Consider the following 22971-nt stretch of genomic DNA (forward strand, 5'->3'; position numbering starts at 1 on the left):
AGAAATCACCTTTTCATCTGAAAGGGTGATTTTTTCGTCCCAAAATCATCCTTATTACTGTTAAAAATAGTGAAAAAAATACAAAAAAACAAGCCCACTCTTTATGGACTTGTTTTCGGAGATTATGAAAAAGTTTTAGGATAAATAAAGTATAGTATCCTAAGCTAAAAGAAAGCTTAACTTTTTTTCGAATTGGATAACGTTGGCTGGTTTGGCGTTGTGCCTGTCAGTATGGTCTGTTCTCTTTCGACGAGCAAAACCTTGGCCTCGCGATATTTAAGAAACCATTTTGTCAAACTATCAGCTAAATAGTGAGTTCCAAGTCCCAGCCCGAAAATGAGGATAATCCCCACGATTATAGCAGGAGTGGAGGACTGACGATCATCTAGATGACGAATTAGTGAAAAGCCAAGGCGGGCCACAACAGGCATGACCGTCAGGTGAAAAAGCAGTTGGCAGAAAAAGTAGTGTCTTTGTAATTTTTTAGAACGTTGCTGATATAGGCTAAGGTAGTCAGGGTTGTTTTTGATAAAGGTTGGTAGCGTGATGGCACGACCAAAGCTGCCAAGTATGATTTTATTTGGTTTGGGGTGATATCTCATAAGATGAATAAATTTGTAGAGGCACTCTCGGATAATGAGATAGCTTCCAAAGGCTAGCGCAATTGCCCAAAATCTTGCTTTTAAGGCAATAATCAGCATGATAGCTAAAATGCCATTGATCAGGTTGAGTCCTGCAAAAAGTAGCGAGATGATAGTAGCCATCTATTTGGCATCATACCAGGTTTTTCCATAGGATTCTTCTGCCAGAAGTGGCACCGTCATCTCGATCGCTGTTTCCATAACCTCTTTGACCAATGTTTGAATGTTTTCGATTTCGTTTTCTGGGACTTCAAGCACAATTTCGTCATGGACTTGGAGTAACATTTTTGTCTTGAAATCGCTCTCGGTAAGAGCTTTATCAAGGTTAATCATAGCAATTTTGAGAATATCCGCAGCACTTCCTTGTATAGGAGAGTTGATAGCCGTACGCTCAGCGAAGTTACGTACATTGAAATTACGAGAGTTGATATCTGGTAACTCACGGCGGCGTTTGAAGAGAGTCTCGACATACCCCTTGTCTTTGGCTTCACGAACAACCGTTTCCATGTAGTTTTTGATACCAGGATAGCGCTCAAAGTAAGTTTCAATATACTCTTTAGCTAGTTTTCTTGGAATGCCCAAGTTGTTCGAAAGACCAAAGTCAGAAATGCCATAGACGATACCAAAGTTAACAGCCTTGGCATTACGGCGATCATTGCTAGTGACATCTTCTGGTTTTTCGATGCCAAAGACACGCATGGCTGTTGACGTATGGATATCTGCCCCATGTTTAAAGGCATTAATCAAGTGCTCATCGCCCGAGATATGAGCCAGTACACGGAGCTCGATTTGGGAGTAGTCGGAACTGAGGAGAACCGCATTGTCACTTGAGGCGGTAAAGGCTTTACGGATAAGACGCCCTTGTTCTAGGCGGATGGGGATATTTTGTAAGTTAGGGTCAGTTGATGACAGACGCCCAGTTTGCGTCAAGTCTTGGACATAGCGCGTGTGGATTTTACCATCATCGCGGATATATTCTTGTAGACCGATCAAGTAAGTGGATTGAAGTTTGGCGATTTGGCGATATTCCAAAATCTTAGAGACGATTGGGGAAATAGGCGCTAGTCGCTCTAAAACATCAACAGCAGTGGAGTAGCCAGTTTTGGTTTTCTTAGTATATGAGATCGGTAAGCCCATGGTTTCAAAGAGGAGAATCCCTAATTGTTTAGGTGAGTTAATGTTGAACTCTTGCCCTGCCATTTCATAGATTTCTTGAGTGAGTTTATCAATAATGGCTTGGTTTTCAAGAGCCATCTCTGCTAAGGTGCCACCATTGACCTTGATACCAGCGATTTCCATTTTTGCCAAGACATTTGCCAATGGTTGTTCCATATCAAAGAGGAGGTTGATTTGGTCGTTTTCCTCAAGCTTAGCAAGCATAGGTTCCTTGCTCTCGATAAGCACTTGGACTTTTTTAGCTAAATGGCCCAGCAGCACTTCTTTTTCAGGAACCGCACGCTTAGCACCTTTGCCATAAACGACGTCGTCGCTTTCTAGAGGTAGAGCGGTATAAAGACGGGCGATGGTTGACAGTTGGTTATCTTCAACCGTTGAGAGGAGGTACTTGGCTAAGCGACTATCAAAGCTAGGCGCAGAAATGTCAATGCCGTGATGAGACAGCAATACTTTAACCCGTTTAAAGTCATAGGTTTGCATAGGTTTGGCCAGCACTTCTTGGAAGGCTGCTTCTTTTAGTAGATCCAGGTTTGTAGAAGCATAGATGGCTTCTTTTGTTCCCCAAGCAAATCCGATGATTTCTTCGACATGATAATTGTCATTGAGCATTTCAAAGTAGAAAAAGTCTTGGTCGCTGAAATGCTTAGCAGATACCGCATTGACTTCTTCAAAGGGACTGTCAAAGGTTGGTGTTTCTGCTTCTCCTACCAAGGCATTTTTGAACTGAGTGAAGGCCATTTCGTCATAGAAGTTAGCTAATTCCTCGACTTTTGGTCCCATATAGACCGTGTCAGATAAATCGATAGTGATAGGTGCTTTGGTATTGATGGTGGCTAGTGTTTTTGATAGAAAAGCTTGTTCTTTGTCATTGATGAGGTTTTCTTTCATCTTAGACGGCTTCATGCTATCAACGTTGTCATAGATACCTTCTAGGCTCCCATGCTCTAAAAGCAGTTTGAGACCAGTCTTTTCACCGATTTTAGTGACACCAGGGATATTATCAGATTTATCACCCATGAGTGCTTTGAGGTCAATAAACTGTTCAGGTGTAATTCCCATCTTTTCCATGAGGTAGGCTGGGGTAAATTTTTCGAACTCAGCGACGCCTTTTTTGGAGATTTCGACTACCGTATTTTGATCAGTTAGTTGAATCAAGTCTTTGTCGCCAGAAACGATGGTCACATCAAAGTCTTCCAGCTCTGCCATCTTATCCAATGTTCCAATGATGTCATCAGCTTCGTAGTTATCTAACTCATAGTATGTAATGCCACGAGCAGTTAGCATTTCTCGGATATAAGGGAACTGTTCGCGGAATTCATTAGGCGTTTTGGCACGACCAGCTTTGTAGTCAGCGTACATCTCTGTCCGGAAGGTTGTTTTGCCGGCATCAAAAGCCACTAAAATATGGGTTGGCTGCACCCGATCCATGAGATGATCCAACATGAGGTGGAAGCCGTAAATGGCGTTGGTATGAAGACCACTAGGGTTACGGAAGCGGTCAATCTGATGATAGAGGGCGAAGAAGGCCCGAAAAGCAACGGATGAACCGTCGATCAATAAGAGTTTTTGTTTCGCATTAGTCATGCTTCTATTATAGCAGAAAAGGCATGATAGCCATGCAAAAAGCACCTGAATGGTGCTCTTTGGCTTATTCTGAAAGTGAGTGCCGTTTCCCTAAAGCTTCTGCTTGGCTTCTGGGCATTTGTATTATATTATTGGGGTTAGTATTGTGAGGCATATTAGCAGTAGAATACCAGTAAACTTCAGACTTTCCGCCACCGGTGACATAGACGATGGGATCATCGGTTTCAGGATTTGCGGGTACACCAGTATCAGTGGCAGTTTGAGTAGAACTGTCACTTGGCACTTGTTGACTAGCTGCTTGTTTTGCCTGAGCTTGTCGGGCGCGTTCTTGAACTTCGGCACTCTCAACAGTTCCTGTGGCTATACCTTTGGTGTAATCAATAGTGGCATTGGGAGAAATGTTATCTAGGATCACCCGTGTGACACCGTAGGCATCGGTTGTTTCTTTAGGAGTGCTTAATTGGATAGGTTGGAGTTTACCAGATTCATCAAGTCCGACGTATTGTAATTCAATCTGTTTTGGCCATAAATCATCTCCTTCATATATGGCTCTAACTTGATAATCGAGCCAATAGTTGGGATGGTTGGCTAACCAATTGTCCAATTGATTTTCGTAGAAAAGCATGCTGTCAGTATTACTGCTGTCCATACCGGAGTAGTTGCCCGTATTTAACCAAGCAGTCATAGGAACAAGATTTTCTGGTATTTCGTCCAAGCCACTAAACTGGTAACCGACTAGATGTCCGCGATTCATTAACCAGGCTTTTTTGCTGCCATCCAAATAGTAAAAATTGAAGTTTTTCCATCCGACAGGATTGTAGTCGATACGTTGGTCTCGTTTAATTTCAGGTTCATGGCTATTTTGCAACTGAATGTGAGCTAAACTAGCTCTCCCCAGATCATCCAAGGGTTTTAGCAAGAGCTGTTTTTGCTTTGTGAAAGCTAGAGTGCCATTTTCCTGGGTTTGAGCCGTTTCTTCCGATATGGTAGGTTTACTGTCAGTTTTGGAGCTTGAATTCCCTTGTGATGGATTAGAGGAAACGTTCGTGAGTTGAGGTTTAGCTTCGTTTTCTTTTCCAGTTCCTTCTCGTTTGTAGTTGGTTTTTGAAGAAGAGGATTTAGCCTCTTTATCTGAGCTTGTTTGACTGGATTCTAGTAGCATTTCTTGACTGCTAGAAGAAGTTGCTTGCTTGTGGTTCGATAATGTATTGGAAACTGTAAAGAAAAGAAAGGATGCTAGGCAGGTAAGAAGAGCGATTTTAAGATTTTTTCTAAAAACGGCGTAGAAAATCGCAAGGATGAGGGCAATAAATGCCAGTATGGGCAGGAGTTTTATGATAAAACCAATTACTAAAACGATGGCAATAAACTTAGCTACTCGATTCATAAGTGTTACCCTCTTATCTATTGAAAATCCATCTCAATTATAAAACAGAAAGGGCTTTCAGTCAATTTAGTTTGAAGTCTAAAATTAATAAAAACAATCGAGAAACATCTCAGAAATGAGATGTTTTGTCAGGAAGATGGTTGTTATGGCTATTATTGGCGCAAGTTTACCTTTGGTCTTTTTTGTTGCCGCTATAGTAACTATTTTTGTAATGAGTCTGTTGTAATGGACTTTGATAAGAAAGTGATTCGCGAATAACCACTCACCCCAAATTATCCACAAAATTAGCCTGAATGAATCCGATGGAAAATCAAAAAAGCCCAAAAAATCGGGCTTTTCGTGTAGTTAAATTCTGTTAACTTAGGTACTGAAAGGCGGTAGACGGATTTGAACCGACGATCAAGCTTTTGCAGAGCCGTGCCTTACCACTTGGCTATACCGCCACAACAAACTATATTCTACCTTAAAATGCTTTTTGCGTCAAGTTGAAATTTTAGTTTGCATAGTAGGTATCAGATTGACGTGATGTTTGAAATCCATGCATAAAAAAGAAGTTTAAGTAGCACTTAAACTTCTTTTTGGAAGAACAGATGACTTAAAGAATTCGTCCTTGATCGACGATTAATTTACCTTTCTTATAAACTTGATGGATCAGATTGGTTGCAAAGAAATAGAGAGGGTAGTCAATGTTGGGAGCATCAAAAATAGCGATATCAGCCTCTTTTCCAATGGTTAGGCTTCCGACCCTTTCTTGGCGATTGACAGAGTATGCCGCATTGATAGTGACAGCATTTAAGACTTCTATCGGGGTTAATCCCATCATGAAGCAACCCAGCTGCATGGCAAATTGCATATTGGCTGTTGGGCAACTGCCGGGATTACTGTCGGTTGATAGGGTGATAGCCATGCCCTTTTCAATCATTTTACGAGCAGGGGCGTAGGTGTCTTCCATAAGGCTAAAGGTGGTCGCTGGAAGCAAATTGCCAATAACTTTTGCCTCACTCATTTTAGCAATGCCTTCGTCAGTGGCCATCATCAGATGTTCAGCACTGGTTGCCCCTAATTCTGCTGCGACATCTACGCCTCCAATGGAAGCAATCTCCTCAGCGTGAATGCGAAGCTTGAAGCCCATGGCCTTGGCCTTGCTTAACAAATAGTGAGCTTCTTCAGCCGTAAAGACATTTTTTTCGCAAAAAATATCACAGAATTCCGCTAGATTTCTCTCTTTGACAGCAGGTAGCATCTCTTCAACAATGTGATCGAGATAGTCTTGGCTGTTACCTTTGTATTCTTCTGGAATGGCATGTGCTGCCATGAAAGTTGAAACGAGGTCGATGGGATGATCTTTATCAAGAGCTGCAACAACATCGAGTTGTCTTTTTTCGGTTTCCCAGTTTAAGCCATAACCACTCTTAGCTTCGACAGTTGTCGCACCATGTAAGAGCATATAATCCAAAAGTTTCTTGGACTTTTGGTAAAGAGTATCAAAAGTGGCTTCTCTAGTTGCCTTCACAGTGCTTAAAATGCCTCCGCCCTGTGCCAGAATGTCTAGATAGGAAACGCCAGCTAATTTTTTTGCAAATTCGTGTTCTCGACTGCCTCCATAAACCAGGTGAGTGTGGCAATCAATAAGTCCTGGAGTTGCTATTTTACCTTCATAAGAATGCATCACAGTATGTGGACCAATCAAGGACGCATCAGGTTCTCCAGATCCAACTGCCAAAACTAAACTATCTTTTATAGCGATATAACCATCAGAGATGATTTCTGCCGTTTTCATCTCAGGTCCCCGTAGGGGATGACCGGGGTCATTTGAGCAAAAGATTTGATTAAAGTGGGTGAGTATCATATCAGCAATCATAAGAACCTCCTTGTGTGTTAGCGTCAAAAAATCGTTTTGTCTCCTCTAAGATTGCTTATTAATAGTGTTAGTTTACGCCTAAAGCGTCAAATTTTGGTCAAAAAATACGGTTCAGAAATATTTTTCGTATTTTTTTGTACTTTGTCGCCCAGTTGACTTTTTATAGACTGTTCTAGGGTATACTTAGACCGAGAATAATATCTTACAGGAGGCACTTTTATGTCATATTTTAGTGAAGCAGACATTGCAGCTGCAATGACAGTGAAATTAGACGATGTATTACCTGAAAAAACAGTGTTTCAAGAAGGAATCCGGCGAGCACCTGATAGAGGTTTTCGCTTAACACAGGCACAGACAGAGATTGCTCTGAAGAATGCCTTACGCTATGTTCCCAAAAAATTTCATAAAGAGGTCATTCCAGAGTTTCTAGAAGAACTCAAAACACGAGGACGGATTTACGGTTATCGTTGGAGACCTAAAGACCGTATTTATGGCAAACCAATCGATGAGTACAAGGGAAATTGTACGGCTGCTAAAGCCATGCAGGTCATGATTGACAATAACTTGAGTTTTGAAATCGCCCTCTATCCTTATGAATTAGTGACTTATGGCGAAACTGGCTCTGTTTGTGCGAACTGGATGCAGTATTGCCTAATTAAAAAATACTTAGAGGTAATGACAGAAAATCAAACCTTGGTTGTTGAATCTGGTCACCCTGTCGGTTTATTCTATTCAAAACCAGAAGCGCCTCGCGTCATTATCACGAATGGTCTGCTAGTTGGCGAATATGATAACATGGCCGATTGGGAAATTGCTGAAGAGATGGGGGTTACCAACTATGGTCAGATGACAGCCGGGGGCTGGATGTATATCGGTCCTCAGGGGATTGTTCATGGTACCTTTAATACGCTTTTGAATGCCGGCCGCTTAAAACTTGGTGTCGCAGATGATGGGGATTTGACGGGTAAACTCTTTATTTCATCTGGTCTCGGTGGCATGAGTGGTGCACAAGGAAAGGCAGCTGAGATCGCAAAAGCGGTAGCCATCGTGGCGGAAGTCGACCAATCTCGTATCGAAACACGCCATTCGCAAGGTTGGATTAGTCAAATCGCTGAAAGTCCAGAAGATGCTCTGAAATTGGCTCAAAAAGCTCTTGATGCCAAAGAGTCCACATCTATTGCCTATCATGGGAATATTGTTGATTTACTAGAGTATGTTAACGAACATCATATCCCCGTTGACCTTTTGTCAGACCAAACCTCATGTCACAACGTGTATGATGGGGGTTACTGCCCGGCGGGCATTAGTTTTGATGAAAGAACACGTTTGTTGGCAGAAGACAAAGAGACTTTCCGTCGCATGGTTGATGAGACCCTACACCGTCATTTTGAGGCCATCAAGACGCTAACCTCAAATGGTACTTATTTCTTTGATTATGGTAATGCCTTTATGAAATCCGTCTACGACTCTGGTGTTAAAGAGATTTCGAAAAATGGTATGGATGATAAGGACGGTTTCATTTGGCCATCTTACGTTGAAGATATCATGGGACCAATGTTATTTGATTATGGTTATGGGCCATTCCGGTGGGTTTGCTTGAGTGGCAAACATGAGGATTTGGTTGCGACAGACCATGCTGCTATGGAAGTGATCGATCCAAACCGTCGCTATCAAGACCGTGATAATTACAATTGGATTCGTGATGCTGAGAAAAATCAAATGGTAGTTGGTACGCAGGCCCGCATTTTATACCAGGACTGTCTGGGACGTGTCAATATTGCGCTTAAGTTTAATGCATTGATTCGTGAAGGCAAGATTGGTCCAGTTATGATAGGTCGAGACCACCATGATGTATCCGGTACGGATGCGCCTTTCCGAGAAACGTCAAATATCAAAGATGGTTCCAATGTGACGTGTGATATGGCAGTGCAGTGCTACGCCGGCAATGCTGCGCGTGGTATGAGTTTAGTTGCGCTTCATAATGGTGGTGGTACCGGTATTGGTAAGGCTATCAATGGCGGTTTTGGCTTGGTATTAGACGGTAGTGAACGCGTTGATGAGATTATCAAATCAGCCATTGCTTGGGATACCATGGGTGGTGTCGCTAGACGCAACTGGGCGCGTAATGATCATGCTATTGAAACAGCTATTGAATACAATAAATTACGTGAAGGTACCGATCATATCACGATTCCATACCTAGCTGACGACCTCGTTACCTCAGCCGTTGCTCAGTTATTTAAGTAAAAATGTAATCGCTACCATTTAAACGTTTTAATTACTCTATTCATGTCAAAGGAGATTAGCATGGCGAAAATTGTTGAATGTATTCCAAATTTTTCTGAAGGACGTAACCAAGAGGTCATTGATGGCTTGGTTGCAACTGCTAAAAGTATTTCAAGAGTAACCTTGTTAGATTATTCTTCTGATGCTAGCCATAATCGTAGTGTGTTTACCCTTGTTGGTGATGATGAAGCTATTCAGGAAGTGGCTTTTCAATTAGTCAAATATGCTTCGGAACATATTGATATGACCAAACATGAAGGAGAGCATCCTCGTATGGGAGCGACAGATGTCTGTCCATTTGTGCCAATCAAGGATATTACCACGGCTGAATGCGTGGATATCTCTAAAAAAGTCGCCGAACGGATAAATCGTGAACTCGGTATTCCGATATTTCTTTACGAAGATTCGGCGACACGTCCAGAGCGTCAAAACCTCGCTAAGGTGCGTAAAGGGCAATTTGAAGGCATGCCTGAAAAGTTACTGGAAGACGATTGGGCTCCGGATTACGGTGATCGGAAGATCCATCCAACAGCAGGCGTTACTGCAGTTGGGGCTCGTATGCCACTTGTAGCTTTTAATGTTAACTTGGATACTGATAATATTGAGATTGCTAATAAGATTGCCAAAATTATTCGCGGCTCAGGTGGTGGCTTTAAATATTGTAAAGCCATTGGTGTTATGCTTGATGACCGTCATATTGCCCAAGTTTCCATGAATATGGTTAATTTTGAGAAATGTTCTCTTTATCGCACATTTGAAACCATTCGCTTCGAAGCTAAACGTTACGGTGTAAGGATTATTGGTTCTGAAGTGATTGGGCTTACGCCAGCTAAGGCCTTGATTGATGTTGCAGAGTACTACTTACAGATCGAAGATTTCGATTATGGTAAGCAGGTTCTAGAAAACCATCTATTAGGATAGGAGGCATCTATGGGATTAGTTGATTTAAGTTTGAGAGATTTTGCCAGTGTGTTGGGATCAGATGCTCCTGCCCCTGGAGGTGGCTCAGCCGCGGCTTTGTCAGGTGCTAATGGTATTTCTTTAACCAAGATGGTCTGTGAACTAACCTTGGGAAAGAAAAAATACGCTGACGTTCAAGATGTGATTGCAGATATTCATCACAAAAGCGGCATCTTGCAAGAACAACTGCTAGCAGCCATAGACAAGGACACCGAGGCATTTAATTTAGTATCAGCGGTCTTTGAGATGCCAAAAGAAACTGACGAAGAAAAGGCGGCTAGACGAGCAGCCATGCAAAGTGCCTTAAAAGAAGCCGCGCAATCCCCTTATGACATGATGCTTGTGATGGTGGAAGCCTTAGAAGTCACTCGAAAAGCTGTCGGTAAATCCAATACCAATGCGGCTAGTGACCTAGGTGTGGCAGCCTTAAGCCTCAAAGCAGGTTTGCAGGGCGCATGGTTGAATGTCCTCATAAACCTCTCTGGCATCAAGGACGACTCATTTGTGACAACTTACCGTCAAAAAGGGGAAGAGTTGCTTGAGAGAGGGTGTTCTCTGGCAGATACGATTTACGAGTCTATCGTCGACATTGTTTGAAAAATGAAGGAGAAGACATGGTTTTATCAGATATTGACATTGCAAATTCAGTTACTATGGAACCCATTAGTACAGTCGCTAGTCGCTTAGGTATTGATGATGACGTTCTTTGTCATTATGGGAAATACAAGGCTAAAATTGACGCCCGACAACTGGTTTCGCTCAAAGATAAACCAGATGGCAAGTTGATACTAGTGACTGCCATTTCCCCTACGCCTGCGGGAGAAGGCAAAACAACGACCTCTGTTGGTTTAGTGGATGCCCTCACAGCTATCGGCAAGAAGGCAGTCATTGCCCTTCGTGAACCTTCTTTAGGACCTGTTTTCGGAATAAAAGGTGGGGCTGCTGGGGGAGGCTATGCCCAAGTGGTTCCAATGGAAGATATTAACCTGCATTTTACAGGGGACTTTCATGCTATAGGTGTTGCGAATAATCTCTTGGCAGCCTTGATCGATAACCATATCCACCAAGGAAATGCTTTAGGCATTGATTCGAGACGCATCACCTGGAAGCGCGTGGTAGACATGAATGACCGTCAACTACGCCATATCGTTAATGGCTTGCAAGGGAAGGTCAATGGTGTTCCTAGAGAAGATGGCTATGACATTACTGTAGCTTCTGAGATTATGGCTATCCTTTGCTTGTCAGAAAATATCACTGATTTGAAAGCCCGCTTAGAAAAAATCATTATCGGTTATAATTATCAAGGAGAACCGGTAACAGCCAAGGATCTGAAAGCTGGGGGTGCTATGGCAGCTCTGTTAAAAGATGCGGTTCATCCCAATTTAGTTCAAACCTTGGAGCATACACCTGCCTTTATCCATGGTGGACCTTTTGCCAATATCGCACACGGCTGTAACAGCGTACTAGCGACAAAACTCGCTTTAAAATACGGTGACTATGCCGTGACAGAAGCTGGTTTTGGGGCAGATTTAGGTGCGGAAAAATTTATCGACATCAAGTGCCGGATGTCAGGTTTACGGCCTTCCGTCGTCGTTTTAGTAGCGACTATCAGAGCCCTAAAAATGCATGGTGGTGTTGCTAAGGCAGATTTGGGTACTGAAAATGTTCAAGCGGTTATTGATGGTTTGCCAAATCTCGATAAACACTTAGAGAACATTCAGGAAGTTTATGGTCTTCCAGCAGTTGTCGCGATTAATAAGTTCCCTCTGGATACGGATGCTGAACTTCAGGCTGTTTACGATGCCTGTGCCAAACGTGGTGTCGATGTGGTGATTTCAGATGTCTGGGCAAGAGGCGGCGAAGGTGGCCATGAGTTAGCTGAAAAAGTTGTTGCACTAGCTGAGCAAGATAATCATTTTAGCTTTGTTTATGACGACGAAGATAGTATCGAGACCAAATTAAGGAAAATTGTTACTAAAGTCTACGGTGGAGAGGACATTAGTTTAACACCTGCAGCTAAGCGAGAAATGGCTGAGTTGGAACGCTTGGGATTTGGAAACTATCCGATTTGTATGGCCAAAACGCAGTATTCTTTCTCTGATGATGCTAAAAAACTTGGAGCTCCAAAAGATTTTACGGTCACAATCAGGCATCTCAAGGTATCAGCAGGCGCTGGCTTTATCGTAGCTCTCACTGGGGACATTATGACCATGCCAGGGCTACCTAAAGTGCCCGCTAGTGAAAAAATTGATATTGATAAGGAGGGCACGATTACAGGATTATTTTAAATAAGACTTATTAGGAGATAGCTGATGACAATCGTAACTATAAAGACACCCTCAGACTATGTTTTAACAGACTGGTCTGGTGGTAAAACCAAGCAATTGTATCTCTATCCTGAAAATGGAAATTATGGAGAAAGACGATTCTCTTTTCGCCTATCAACGGCTACGGTAGCTTTAAGGCAAACGACTTTTACCTTGTTAGAGGGGTACCATCGCTGGATCATGAGTTTAGACAATCCCATCACCTTGTGTGATTTAAGCCGCTCTACAGAAATGGATTTAGCCCCTTTTGAGCCTTATCAGTTTGAAGGTGATACAAGGATTGTCAGTCGTGGCACCTGCCAAGATATGAACTTGATCTATAATGATCGTTATCATGGACAGTTGTTGCCTATAGGGGCAGTGTCACCTTTTGAAGCACCTAGGGCTTATTACCACTTGCTTTATGCTTTGGTTGATATCTTCTATACCTGTGATGGTGGAGCTGTTACAGCGCTAAAGGCCAAGCATTTATTAATTATCGAAAATGCCGATTGTCGATTAAAGTTACGTGTTATTCCTAGGCGAGATAGTCCGGTTCAAACGCCGGTAGCAGTTTGGGCAGGATTATGGCAAAAAAGTGATTGGAGACAGGTAAAGAAAGAATAATCTTGTCAAGACCTGTTCGATATAACGTTCTTTTACTAAGCTACTCATTTTCTCATCGCTCATCAATGTCTCGATAGTTACTGGTAGTCAATAGAACCTCGTGAAACGCTCCTGTATTGTATGATTGGGGGATATTAGCGGGAGCCAAGCGCTTGTCTCAGATCAACCATAAGTCCTAAAGGTTGGTTGACACGTTTTGACAAGGTGTTCAGCGTTTGTTAGCAACTTTATCATTCATCGAACATTTCAGTAACTATTTGTAAACGTCATTTTGATAAAAAGGAGAGCATTATTATGGCGTCAAATCATATCAACGAACAAGAAAGAGAGCAGGCTAAGTTTAGCTTGAGTGGTGCAACCCTCTATGGCATAAATGCCGTTATCGGTTCTGGTATATTTCTCTTGCCGCAGGCCATTTACAAAGGACTTGGCCCAGCATCGATAGCCGTCATGTTTGGTACAGCCCTTCTAACGATTATGTTAGCGGTCTGTTTTGCAGAAGTGGCAGGTTATTTTGGAAAAAATGGCGGTGCCTTTCAATATTCCAAACGTGCTTTTGGGGATTTTGTTGGTTTCAATGTCGGTTTTCTAGGCTGGGCAGTTACCATCTTTGCCTGGGCAGCCATGGCAGCGGGATTTGCTAAAATGTTTATCATTACCTTCCCAGCTTTTACAGGCTGGAATATCCCACTAAGTATTACCCTGATTATCTTATTGTCACTAATGAACATTGCGGGTCTAAGAACCTCAAAAATCTTCACGATTACAGCGACTATCGCGAAGTTAATTCCTATTGTTGCCTTTTCAGCATGTACGATTTTCTTTATCAAAAATGGGCTTCCTAACTTTACACCATTTGTTCAGTTAGAACCTGGAACCAATCTTTTAGGTGCAGTTTCTAACACGGCAGTCTACATTTTCTATGGTTTTATCGGTTTTGAAACCTTGTCTATCGTAGCCGGGGAAATGCGAAATCCTGAAAAGAATGTTCCTAGAGCTATTCTTGGTTCTATTAGTATCGTTTCTATCCTGTATATGTTAATTATTGGCGGTACTATTGCTATGTTAGGTAGTGGTATCATGAATACTGATGCACCAGTACAGGATGCCTTTATGAAAATGATCGGCCCTGCAGGGGCTTGGATGGTATCTATTGGAGCCTTGATCTCTATTACAGGTCTTAACATGGGTGAATCTATCATGGTTCCTCGTTACGGTGCTGCTATAGCAGAAGAGGGACTCCTACCTGCTAACTTCGCCAAACAAAATAAAAATGGGGCACCAGTTGTGGCTATCGTGATTTCAGGTGCCATTGCAGTTATCTTATTACTATCTGGATCTTTTGAAAGTTTAGCAACGCTCAGTGTTGTTTTCCGCTTCTTCCAATACATTCCAACAGCTTTGGCGGTAATGAAGTTACGGAAAGACGAGCCAAATGCTAACGTGGTTTTCCGTGTGCCATTTGGTCCAGTTATTCCATGGCTAGCCGTTGGGGTTAGCTTGCTTATGATCTGGGGAGATGATCCGATGCACTTTGTTCGCGGTGCTATCGGGATTGTGATTGCAAGCAGTGTTTATTATATGATGCATGGACACAAGAAGAAAACTAAACATCACGCAGATCACGCAGTATGAGGAGTAGAGTGAGGAGAAAAGATATGACAAGAGTAATAAAATTAGACGGTGACGGTCTTACCCTTGAAGATGTCATCGCAGTTGCGCGTCAAGGAGTAATCTGCGAGATTGATGATAGAGCTGTGAAGGCAGTGAATGCCTCGCGGAAAATTGTTGATGACATTGTTCAAGAAAAACGTGTTGTTTATGGAATTACGACTGGATTTGGATCACTTTGCAACGTCAGCATTTCAACAGAAGATACTGTACAACTTCAAGAAAACCTAATTCGAACTCATGCCAGTGGTTACGGAAATCCTTTAGCAGAGGATGTCGTTAGAGCTATCATGCTTATTAGGATCAACTCCTTGGTGAAAGGCTACTCGGGCATTCGGTTATCCACCATTGAAAAACTGTTAGAACTGTTAAATAAAGGGGTTCATCCTTATATCCCAGAAAAAGGTTCGCTAGGTGCTTCAGGGGATCTAGCACCACTTGCTCACATGGTATTACCGATGCTAGGTTTAGGAAAAGCCTACTATAAGGGCCAACTCCTTTCTGGTCAAGAAGCGCTTGATAGAGCAGGTATCACCAAAATAGCCTTAGCTGCTAAAGAAGGTTTGGCATTGATTAATGGGACAACAGTTTTGACAGGAATAGGAGCTCTAGCAACTTATGATGCTATTCAACTTCTCAAACTATCTGATGTAGCAGGAGCCCTCTCATTAGAAGTTCACAATGGCATTACCAGTCCTTTTGAGGAAAATCTTCATACTATTCGTCCTCAAAGTGGTCAGTTAGCAACTGCCCGAAATATCCGAAATCTCCTAAAGGGTAGTCAGAATACAACAGTTGCGACCCAGTATAGAGTGCAAGATCCTTATACACTGCGCTGTATTCCTCAGATTCACGGCGCAAGTAAAGACAGTATTGCCTATGTGAAATCGAAAGTTGACATTGAGATTAATTCTGTCACGGATAACCCAATTATCTGTAAAGACGGCCATGTCATTTCTGGAGGAAACTTCCATGGAGAGCCAATGGCACAGCCGTTTGACTTCTTGGGTATCGCCATTTCAGAAATTGGTAATGTCTCTGAACGCCGCGTTGAGCGTTTGGTTAATAGCCAACTGAGTAAATTACCGTCATTCCTGGTTAAACATCCTGGCTTAAATTCAGGTTTTATGATTACACAATATGCTTGTGCTTCTTTAGCATCTGAAAATAAAGTCTTGTCACATCCAGCCAGCGTTGATTCTATCCCATCTTGTGAAAATCAAGAAGACTTTGTCAGCATGGGGACAACAGCCGCTCGAAAAGCTGGTGAGATTTTGAAAAATTCTCGCCGCATAGTAGCCACAGAAATTATGGCAGCTTGCCAAGCGCTTGATTTAAAACCCGAGAAGCATGAATTAGGAGCTGGTACTAAGGTGGCCTATGATCTTTTCCGGAAAGAGGTTAAGATGATTGCCCATGACAAGGATATCGAGATTTATGACGAGTTGAACAAGGCTTCAGCTGTCATTGAGGATCCGACCTTCCTTGAAGCCATTGAACAAGCTGTGGCATTAGATATTCAATTTTAGAGTTCAGGAGAGTGAAAAGAGCTATGGCGCCTGTCATGGCCTTTTCCTATTTGATATGACTTGAATTTAAGAGAAGTTTTGGTATGATAAAACCTAAGGAGGATGACATGCTAGCAGACTATTACCCAAGTAGTACACCTTATTATCACGGAGCAATCGAAGACGATCTTTACACAGCCAAATGGGGAATGGTTATAACTTTTTTAGACCTTAATGATGACAACTTAGTGCCGTTTGAAGGAATCCATTTTGGTCTAATAGGATTTAAAAGTGACAAGGGGGTTTATATTAACAATGGACGTGTTGGTGCCGTAGAAGGTCCCAGGGAGATTCGTAGTCAATTAGCTAAACTACCTTGGCATTTGGGTAATCAAGTCATGGTTTATGATGTTGGCAATATTGACGGGCCTAATCGTTCTTTGGAACAACTACAAACGAGTCTATCTGAAGCTATCAAACGGATGTGTGAACTCAATATAGTTCCTATTGTACTAGGTGGTGGTCACGAAACGGCATATGGGCATTATCTTGGCTTACGCCAAGAGTTAAGTGTCGATGAGGAGCTAGCTGTCATCAATATGGACGCACATTTCGATTTGAGACCATACGATAAGACAGGTCCCAATTCAGGTACAGGCTTTCGTCAAATGTTTGATGATGACTTGTTAGAAAACAGAGTGTTTAACTACCTTGTTTTAGGCATTCAAGAACATAACAATAATCTCTTTTTATTTGATTTTGTTGCACGCTCAAAAGGCATTCAATTTCTGACTGGCCAAGATATTTATCAGATGGGTTATCAACGCGTTTGTCAAAAAATAGATGCCTTTTTAGAAAATCAATCTCGCGTTTATCTCACCATTGATATGGACTGCTTTTCAGTGGGATCAGCACCAGGAGTGAGCGCCATTCAATCTCTAGGTGTGGATCCCAATCTAGCTATCTTACTCTTACAACATATTGCAGCCAGCGGCAAATTAGTCGGATTTGACATTGTGGAAGTATCTCCGCCACATGATATTGATAAACACACCGCCAATCTCGCTGCCACTTTTATCTTCTACTTGGTTCAAATCATGGCTCAGCATAGCTATGGGAAACCTTGAAAACAGACAAAAGGTCCTAGTGGTTGAATGCTTCTAAGTATTCAACCACTAGGGCCTTTTTATCCTAATCAATGCTGTTGGTTTTTTGGAGTATTCAGTTGGTGATGCAAGCTTTCTAACTCTTTTACCAAATGGGCATCACGATAGGGATTGAGATGAGCGATGGCCACTTCATAATAGTGCTCAAAAGGTTCTCTCAATAAGTTGCTTAAGAAAGATGCGTCAGCTGCTTTTAGTTGGTGAGTAGATTTTAGCAGGTGATACTTGATGATCGCCATTAGATAGAAAACAGTCCCTCGATCTCGAGGATTTCCATACTTGGTCATTAACTGCTCGCTTTGATGAAGGAGTTGTATGGTAGGTTGGGAATTGCCTTTGTACCATTGGGTCATGGCCCAGTAAACCTGGAGTTGAGTCTCTCTCCAAGGATTGAGGTGTTTTTTTAAATGTTTTTTAGCCTGAATGAAGCAACTCTCTGCTTGGTTAAAATGATTTAAGGAAAAATAGGTGATACCCAAGCCAATATAGAAAACACTGGCAGGTAGCTCAGCAGATTTTTGCTCGGTGAGTCTGATGGCTTCGTTTTGGTATTGAATCGCCTTATCGAAGTCCTGATTGATCTGTGCAATTTCTGCTAGATAATCTAAGGCCGCTGCGATTTGGATGGCGTATTGAGACTCTACAGCAGGTGTTATTCTAAAGAAGTCAATCGATTGTAAAAGCAGCCTTTGCGCATCGTCTAATTGTCCTACAATGAGGTGATAAAGTCCCATGAATCTGAGACTGATCGCAATAGCTTCGAAATGATTAGCCGAAACAGCAGCAGCTAGAGAGAGTTCAGTATAGTATTTCATCTCTGTTTTGTTTTCGACCTGGATACAGTAATGGATCAGTTGGCGGTAACCTTCTAACAAGAAGGAGGTCTGATTGAGGTCATTAGCCAGCGCAATCACGGTTTGAATATGTTTGATCCCCTCCTGATAGTAACCAATACGAATCTGATAGCGACCTTCTAAATAAGAAAAGCGAATCAGCAATTCTTGAAAATCGGGATGATTACTGTAATGGCTTTCCAGATCCCTAATGTGCTTTCGAATCGTTTCAAACCGTTCTTCAATCACGGTTTGATTATGTTGAAGAATCAGATCATTTGAAGACAAATAGCGATTATAAATGGGAAAAACTTCATGTTGCGCTTCCAAGATCGCTTCTAAATAATGGAGTTGATATTCTAAAGCCTTGAGGACTTGATGAGATTGCGTGTAGTGATAGGCAATCTCTTCCATGATTTGGGGATTCTGCGATAGGATAGGCAGCAAGGCTTCCAAACGGCTGGCGATTTGACCGTGCAACAACCGTTTTTTAGATAACGATAGCCTGTCGTAGCAGTAAAGATGGATGATGTGTTGTCGAAATGACACCAAAATATCATCATCTTCGCTAGACTCTTTAAGAATGTAAAAATACCCAAGATTATCAACGATGGCAATTACCTCTTCTAAAGACAAGGTCATTAATTGCGCCAGCGTGTTTAATGGCACAGGCTTAGGACAACAGGAGAGGTAATTTAACAATTCATTATCTAAGCTATCTAAATTCGCTAATTTTAACCCTAGCTTAGCTTTGATGGCGGGAGTTAACGGTGTGAATTTTTCATTACGTCGTAACAGTTGCGTGTATTCCGATAAAAAGAAGGGGATTCCTTGGCTGGACTGGTAGAGTTGTTCCAGTTCGTCATCGCTCAAGCGGCGATCAGTCAGTTGGCTACGGATAAAATCAAAACTCTCTTCTCGCGAAAACGGTTGGAGTTGTACCCGGTCCAATTTTCCCTGACGGGTTAAGGCATTAAGGCACTCATCTAGATGTGGAGGTGTTCCCAAGTGTTTTGTGAGCACAAAAGCGACAGGATATTGCGCTAGGCGATGCAAGACGCGTTGGAGAATACCTAAACTTTCAGTATCCATCCAGTGAATGTCTTCAATCAAGATGATTAGGGGTTTCATTTCGGCAAGTTGCTGCAAAACGGTCACAATAAACCCTATGATTAAACGGATGTGATCGGAATATCCAGGAACCCCTTTCTCATGGTAATCAGAAGGCAGGAGTCGTTTTAATTCTTGCTTCCAGTCTGATGTTGTCCATAACCGGTACTGAATGACCAGATCTTCTAATCGGTTCAAAAAATTTTTCCAGGGCAGTAGCGCATCTCCAGCTTCTTCGCGAAAACAATTTAAGGTAACGATTTGGAAGTGTTGCATTTGGTTGGTGAGGACCTGTCTAGCTAAGGTGCGTTTGCCTATCCCGGTATCTCCCACTAGTAACATAGCTCTCACATCTTGAGTGATGAGGCAGGTCGCAAAAAAGGCCTCTAACTGTTTGATCTCATCAATGCGTCCTAAAAAAAGGTGCTCTGTCCGTAAAAAATAGCTAACTTTACGATCATTTCGATCCTTGGCAAGGACCTCTTGGTAAATTTGTTGGCTTTGAGGGTTTGGTTGAATGCCTAGTTCTTTATCAAGGAGATTGATAAGTTAGTAGTAAGTTTCGATGACTTTGCTAGAGCGCCCCTCTTTTTGATAGAGTTGCATGAGGGGCTGGTAATTTTTTTCTTCAAATTCATCTCGCTCAATGAGCTGTTTCAAATGTTTCTCAGCGTCGTGAACAGTTGCTAGTGACAGACCGGCTTCAATCTTTTGATAAGCAGCTTCTAAATAGTATTGCTCATATTTGACACGTAGACTAGATAACCAAAGATCAAATTCGTCACAGTTTTTAAGATAAAAACCTTGGAGAAAGTCCCCTTGATAAAGATCAAGGTGTTTGACGGGGTCTTCTAAAAAAGATGCCACATCGCTTTCGACGGAGATTTCCGGATTAAGGGTTAAAAGATTTCGGTTTGGGCAGATGATGACATCATTTTTCATAGCCTTATTGGCCTGGTAAATGGTGTTTCTCAGATTTTTTTTGCAGTCTGAGTGCTCTTATTTCCCCACAGTAAACTGGCAGCCATTTCTCGCTGAACAGTATCGCTTAGAACCAAATAATAAAGAAGGGCGTTTACTTTAGCGAAAGTAAAAAATTGTTCTTCATTATCTAGGAAAATTTTTGGCTGACCAAGCAATTGGAACGTCATTTTAACGATAGTGTAAGCGCCTCCATATAGATTCACTTTGACTATAACCTAAATGTGCTAATTTAGCAAGTCTAAATGGGATTTCTATGAGATTATGATAAGCTAAAGATGTGAAACAGAGCGGATAGTGTCTCTGAAAGATTGCTTATTATGACTTGCATTTTTTACCTATTTTTGATACGATATACTAGTTGCATAAGCAACAAATACTCATCCTAGATCAATCGTGGTCCTGTTGCCTACGGGTTGGCCTGCGAGCTGACGTCTGGGAGAGGAAAAAAACATAAAGGAGAAACTACTCATGGCAGTAATTTCAATGAAACAACTTCTTGAGGCTGGTGTTCACTTTGGTCACCAAACTCGTCGCTGGAACCCAAAAATGGCTAAGTATATCTTTACTGAGCGTAACGGTATCCACGTTATCGACCTTCAACAAACTGTAAAATTGGCTGATCAAGCTTATGACTTCGTTCGTGATGCAGCAGCAAACGATGCGGTTATCTTGTTTGTTGGTACTAAAAAGCAAGCCGCTGAAGCAGTAGCTGAAGAAGCAACTCGCGCTGGTCAATACTACATCAACCACCGTTGGTTGGGGGGGACACTTACAAACTGGGATACTATTCAAAAACGTATCGCTCGTTTGAAAGAAATCAAACGTATGGAAGAAGAAGGAACTTTCGAAGTACTTCCTAAGAAAGAAGTGGCATTGTTGAACAAACAACGTGCACGTCTTGAAAAATTCTTGGGTGGTATCGAAGACATGCCTCGCATTCCAGATGTGATCTACATCGTTGACCCACATAAAGAACAAATCGCTGTTAAAGAAGCTAAAAAACTTGGTATTCCAGTTGTAGCGATGGTTGATACAAACGCTGATCCAGATGAGATCGATGTTATCATCCCAGCGAATGACGACGCTATTCGTGCCGTTAAATTGATTACTTCTAAATTGGCTGACGCTGTTATCGAAGGTCGCCAAGGTGAAGATGCTGATGTTGACTTCCAAGAAGAAGCTAAAGCAGATTCTATTGAAGAAATTGTTGAAGTTGTAGAAGGCGACAACAACTAATATTAGGTTACAAAGGACATTTGTCCATTTTCGTCACTGATTCCGATAGGAGGAATTGTGGCTATTACTTGCGAAAGGGGCAGGGCTAAGCCCTTGTCCCTTTCATTTATGATGGTTGTGATTAATTGACTTAGGGATGTTTTAAACATCTCTCGCATCTAATAACTAAGGAGATCTACTCATGGCAGAAATTACTGCAAAACTCGTTAAAGAATTGCGCGAAAAATCAGGTGCTGGTGTTATGGACGCTAAAAAAGCACTTGTGGAAACTGATGGCGATATCGATAAAGCTATTGAATTGCTTCGCGAAAAAGGTATGGCTAAAGCAGCTAAAAAAGCTGACCGTGTCGCTGCAGAAGGTTTGACCGGTGTTTATGTTGACGGTAACGTTGCTGCTGTCGTTGAAGTTAACGCTGAGACTGACTTCGTTGCGAAAAACGCTCAATTCGTTGAGTTGGTTAATGAAACTGCAAAAGCACTTGCTGCAGCTAAACCAGCTAACAACGAAGAAGCTGTTAAAGTGAAATTGGCTTCAGGTGAAACACTTGAAGAAGCATACGTTAACGCAACAGCTACAATCGGTGAAAAAATCTCATTCCGTCGTTTCGCAGTTATCGAAAAGACAGACGACCAAGCTTTCGGTGCTTACCAACATAACGGTGGCCGTATCGGTGTTATCTCTGTTATCGAAGGTGGCGACGAAGCGCTTGCGAAACAAGTTTCAATGCACATCGCTGCAATGAACCCAACTGTTCTTTCATACACAGAGCTTGATGAGCAATTTGTTAAAGATGAGTTGGCACAAATGAACCACGTTATCGATCAAGATAACGAATCACGTGCTATGGTTAACAAACCAGCTCTTCCACACCTTGAGTATGGATCAAAAGCTCAATTGACCGACGAAGTAATTGCAAAAGCTGAAGAAGACATCAAGGCAGAACTTGCTGCTGAAGGTAAACCAGAAAAAATCTGGGACAAAATCATCCCAGGTAAAATGGACCGTTTCATGCTTGACAACACTAAAGTTGACCAACAGTACACACTTCTTGCACAAGTTTACATCATGGATGACAGCAAGACTGTTGAACAATACTTGGAGTCAGTAAATGCTAAAGTTGTTGCATTTGCTCGTTTCGAAGTTGGTGAAGGTATCGAAAAAGCTTCAAACGACTTTGAAAATGAAGTTGCAGCTACAATGGCAGCAGCTCTTGGTAAATAAGATCATTTATCGTTAAGATAAATCATTAAGAGACTGGATTTGAAGCCAGTCTCTTTTTGCTTTGTTAAGCATTTTAGGAAAAAGCTACAATGGTTTAAATGGCTTAAGAAATCTTTTGCTCTTAGTCACGAGGTGGATAGACTAGATAGGGTTGCAGGATAAGAAGCTGAGAAAGGTTGCCAAAAGGTTTAATAAGGTAGGTTTCTGCCCGTCACATGTCAGTTTTCTCCTTAATTGAAAGCAATACCCTGGCTTAGTGTTGTCTATTCTGGGTCATTCTCTAGACTTATTAGAGGGTATGTCAAAGCTATTGGTGTTACTTACTACCCATGCTACCCAAACAAGGTCATCTGCAAGGACTCATTAAGGTAAAGTTTGGTTTTGGCAACCATAATTGACGTGTCTCTAGAGGA

14 protein-coding genes, 1 tRNA gene and 1 pseudogene are annotated in these 22971 nt (G+C 42.0%); 10 read left to right on the forward strand and 6 right to left on the reverse strand.

Annotation, left to right across the window (positions count from 1 at the left end):
* Positions 1–176: 176 nt before the first annotated feature.
* The 5 genes from G574_RS0108170 to hutI all read right to left on the reverse strand — a co-directional run bounded on the left by G574_RS0108170 (position 177) and on the right by hutI (position 6649).
* Positions 177–764, reverse strand: coding sequence for a hypothetical protein (locus tag G574_RS0108170; RefSeq protein ID WP_029691780.1), 588 nt, complete (start codon positions 762–764; stop codon positions 177–179).
* Positions 765–3401 (reverse strand): DNA polymerase I, encoded by a 2637-nt coding sequence (gene polA, locus G574_RS0108175; RefSeq protein WP_029691781.1) that lies wholly within the window; start codon positions 3399–3401, stop codon positions 765–767. It abuts the gene before it with no gap.
* 64 nt (positions 3402–3465) lie between these two features.
* Positions 3466–4788 (reverse strand): DNA/RNA non-specific endonuclease, encoded by a 1323-nt coding sequence (locus tag G574_RS0108180; RefSeq protein WP_029691782.1) that lies wholly within the window; start codon positions 4786–4788, stop codon positions 3466–3468.
* Positions 4789–5160: 372 nt separating this feature from the next.
* Positions 5161–5231: transfer RNA gene (locus G574_RS0108185), tRNA-Cys, on the reverse strand.
* Between the two features lie 152 nt (positions 5232–5383).
* Positions 5384–6649, reverse strand: coding sequence for an imidazolonepropionase (hutI, locus tag G574_RS0108190; protein ID WP_029691783.1), 1266 nt, complete (start codon positions 6647–6649; stop codon positions 5384–5386).
* Positions 6650–6868: 219 nt separating this feature from the next.
* Between hutI and G574_RS0108195 the strand changes: the two genes are divergently transcribed.
* From G574_RS0108195 to hutG, 8 genes are all read left to right on the forward strand, one after another.
* The gene (locus G574_RS0108195) at positions 6869–8896 is read left to right on the forward strand and encodes a urocanate hydratase (protein WP_029691784.1); all 2028 of its coding nucleotides are present in this window, start codon (positions 6869–6871) and stop codon (positions 8894–8896) included.
* 60 nt (positions 8897–8956) lie between these two features.
* Positions 8957–9856 (forward strand): glutamate formimidoyltransferase, encoded by a 900-nt coding sequence (gene ftcD / locus G574_RS0108200; protein WP_029691786.1) that lies wholly within the window; start codon positions 8957–8959, stop codon positions 9854–9856.
* A 9-nt stretch (positions 9857–9865) separates the two neighbouring features.
* A complete protein-coding gene (locus G574_RS0108205) occupies positions 9866–10492 on the forward strand; it encodes a cyclodeaminase/cyclohydrolase family protein (RefSeq protein ID WP_029691787.1) in 627 nt (208 codons plus the stop codon).
* A 17-nt stretch (positions 10493–10509) separates the two neighbouring features.
* Entirely contained in the window at positions 10510–12183 is a 1674-nt protein-coding gene (locus G574_RS0108210) for a formate--tetrahydrofolate ligase (protein WP_029691788.1), read from the forward strand.
* A 24-nt stretch (positions 12184–12207) separates the two neighbouring features.
* The gene (locus G574_RS0108215) at positions 12208–12828 is read left to right on the forward strand and encodes a HutD family protein (protein ID WP_029691789.1); all 621 of its coding nucleotides are present in this window, start codon (positions 12208–12210) and stop codon (positions 12826–12828) included.
* Between the two features lie 294 nt (positions 12829–13122).
* Positions 13123–14463, forward strand: coding sequence for an APC family permease (locus tag G574_RS0108220; RefSeq protein ID WP_029691791.1), 1341 nt, complete (start codon positions 13123–13125; stop codon positions 14461–14463).
* A 23-nt stretch (positions 14464–14486) separates the two neighbouring features.
* Positions 14487–16028, forward strand: a complete 1542-nt coding sequence (gene hutH, locus G574_RS0108225) for a histidine ammonia-lyase (protein WP_029691792.1) — start codon at positions 14487–14489, stop codon at positions 16026–16028.
* 107 nt (positions 16029–16135) lie between these two features.
* Positions 16136–17134: a formimidoylglutamase gene (gene hutG / locus G574_RS0108230; protein ID WP_029691793.1), complete on the forward strand. Its 999-nt coding sequence runs from the start codon at positions 16136–16138 to the stop codon at positions 17132–17134.
* A 68-nt stretch (positions 17135–17202) separates the two neighbouring features.
* On the opposite strand, the pseudogene G574_RS10940 reads toward hutG, so the two are convergent.
* Positions 17203–20267: pseudogene (locus tag G574_RS10940) on the reverse strand (ATP-binding protein).
* Between the two features lie 301 nt (positions 20268–20568).
* Between G574_RS10940 and rpsB the strand changes: the two are divergent.
* Together rpsB and tsf are read left to right on the forward strand one after the other, a co-directional pair.
* Positions 20569–21336, forward strand: a complete 768-nt coding sequence (gene rpsB / locus G574_RS0108240) for a 30S ribosomal protein S2 (RefSeq protein WP_017770079.1) — start codon at positions 20569–20571, stop codon at positions 21334–21336.
* A gap of 181 nt (positions 21337–21517) precedes the next feature.
* Positions 21518–22558: a translation elongation factor Ts gene (gene tsf, locus G574_RS0108245; protein WP_017770080.1), complete on the forward strand. Its 1041-nt coding sequence runs from the start codon at positions 21518–21520 to the stop codon at positions 22556–22558.
* Positions 22559–22971: the final 413 nt, after the last annotated feature.

The sequence above is a fragment of the Streptococcus hyovaginalis DSM 12219 genome (assembly GCF_000420785.1).
In the GTDB taxonomy this organism is placed as follows: Bacteria; Bacillota; Bacilli; order Lactobacillales; family Streptococcaceae; genus Streptococcus; species Streptococcus hyovaginalis.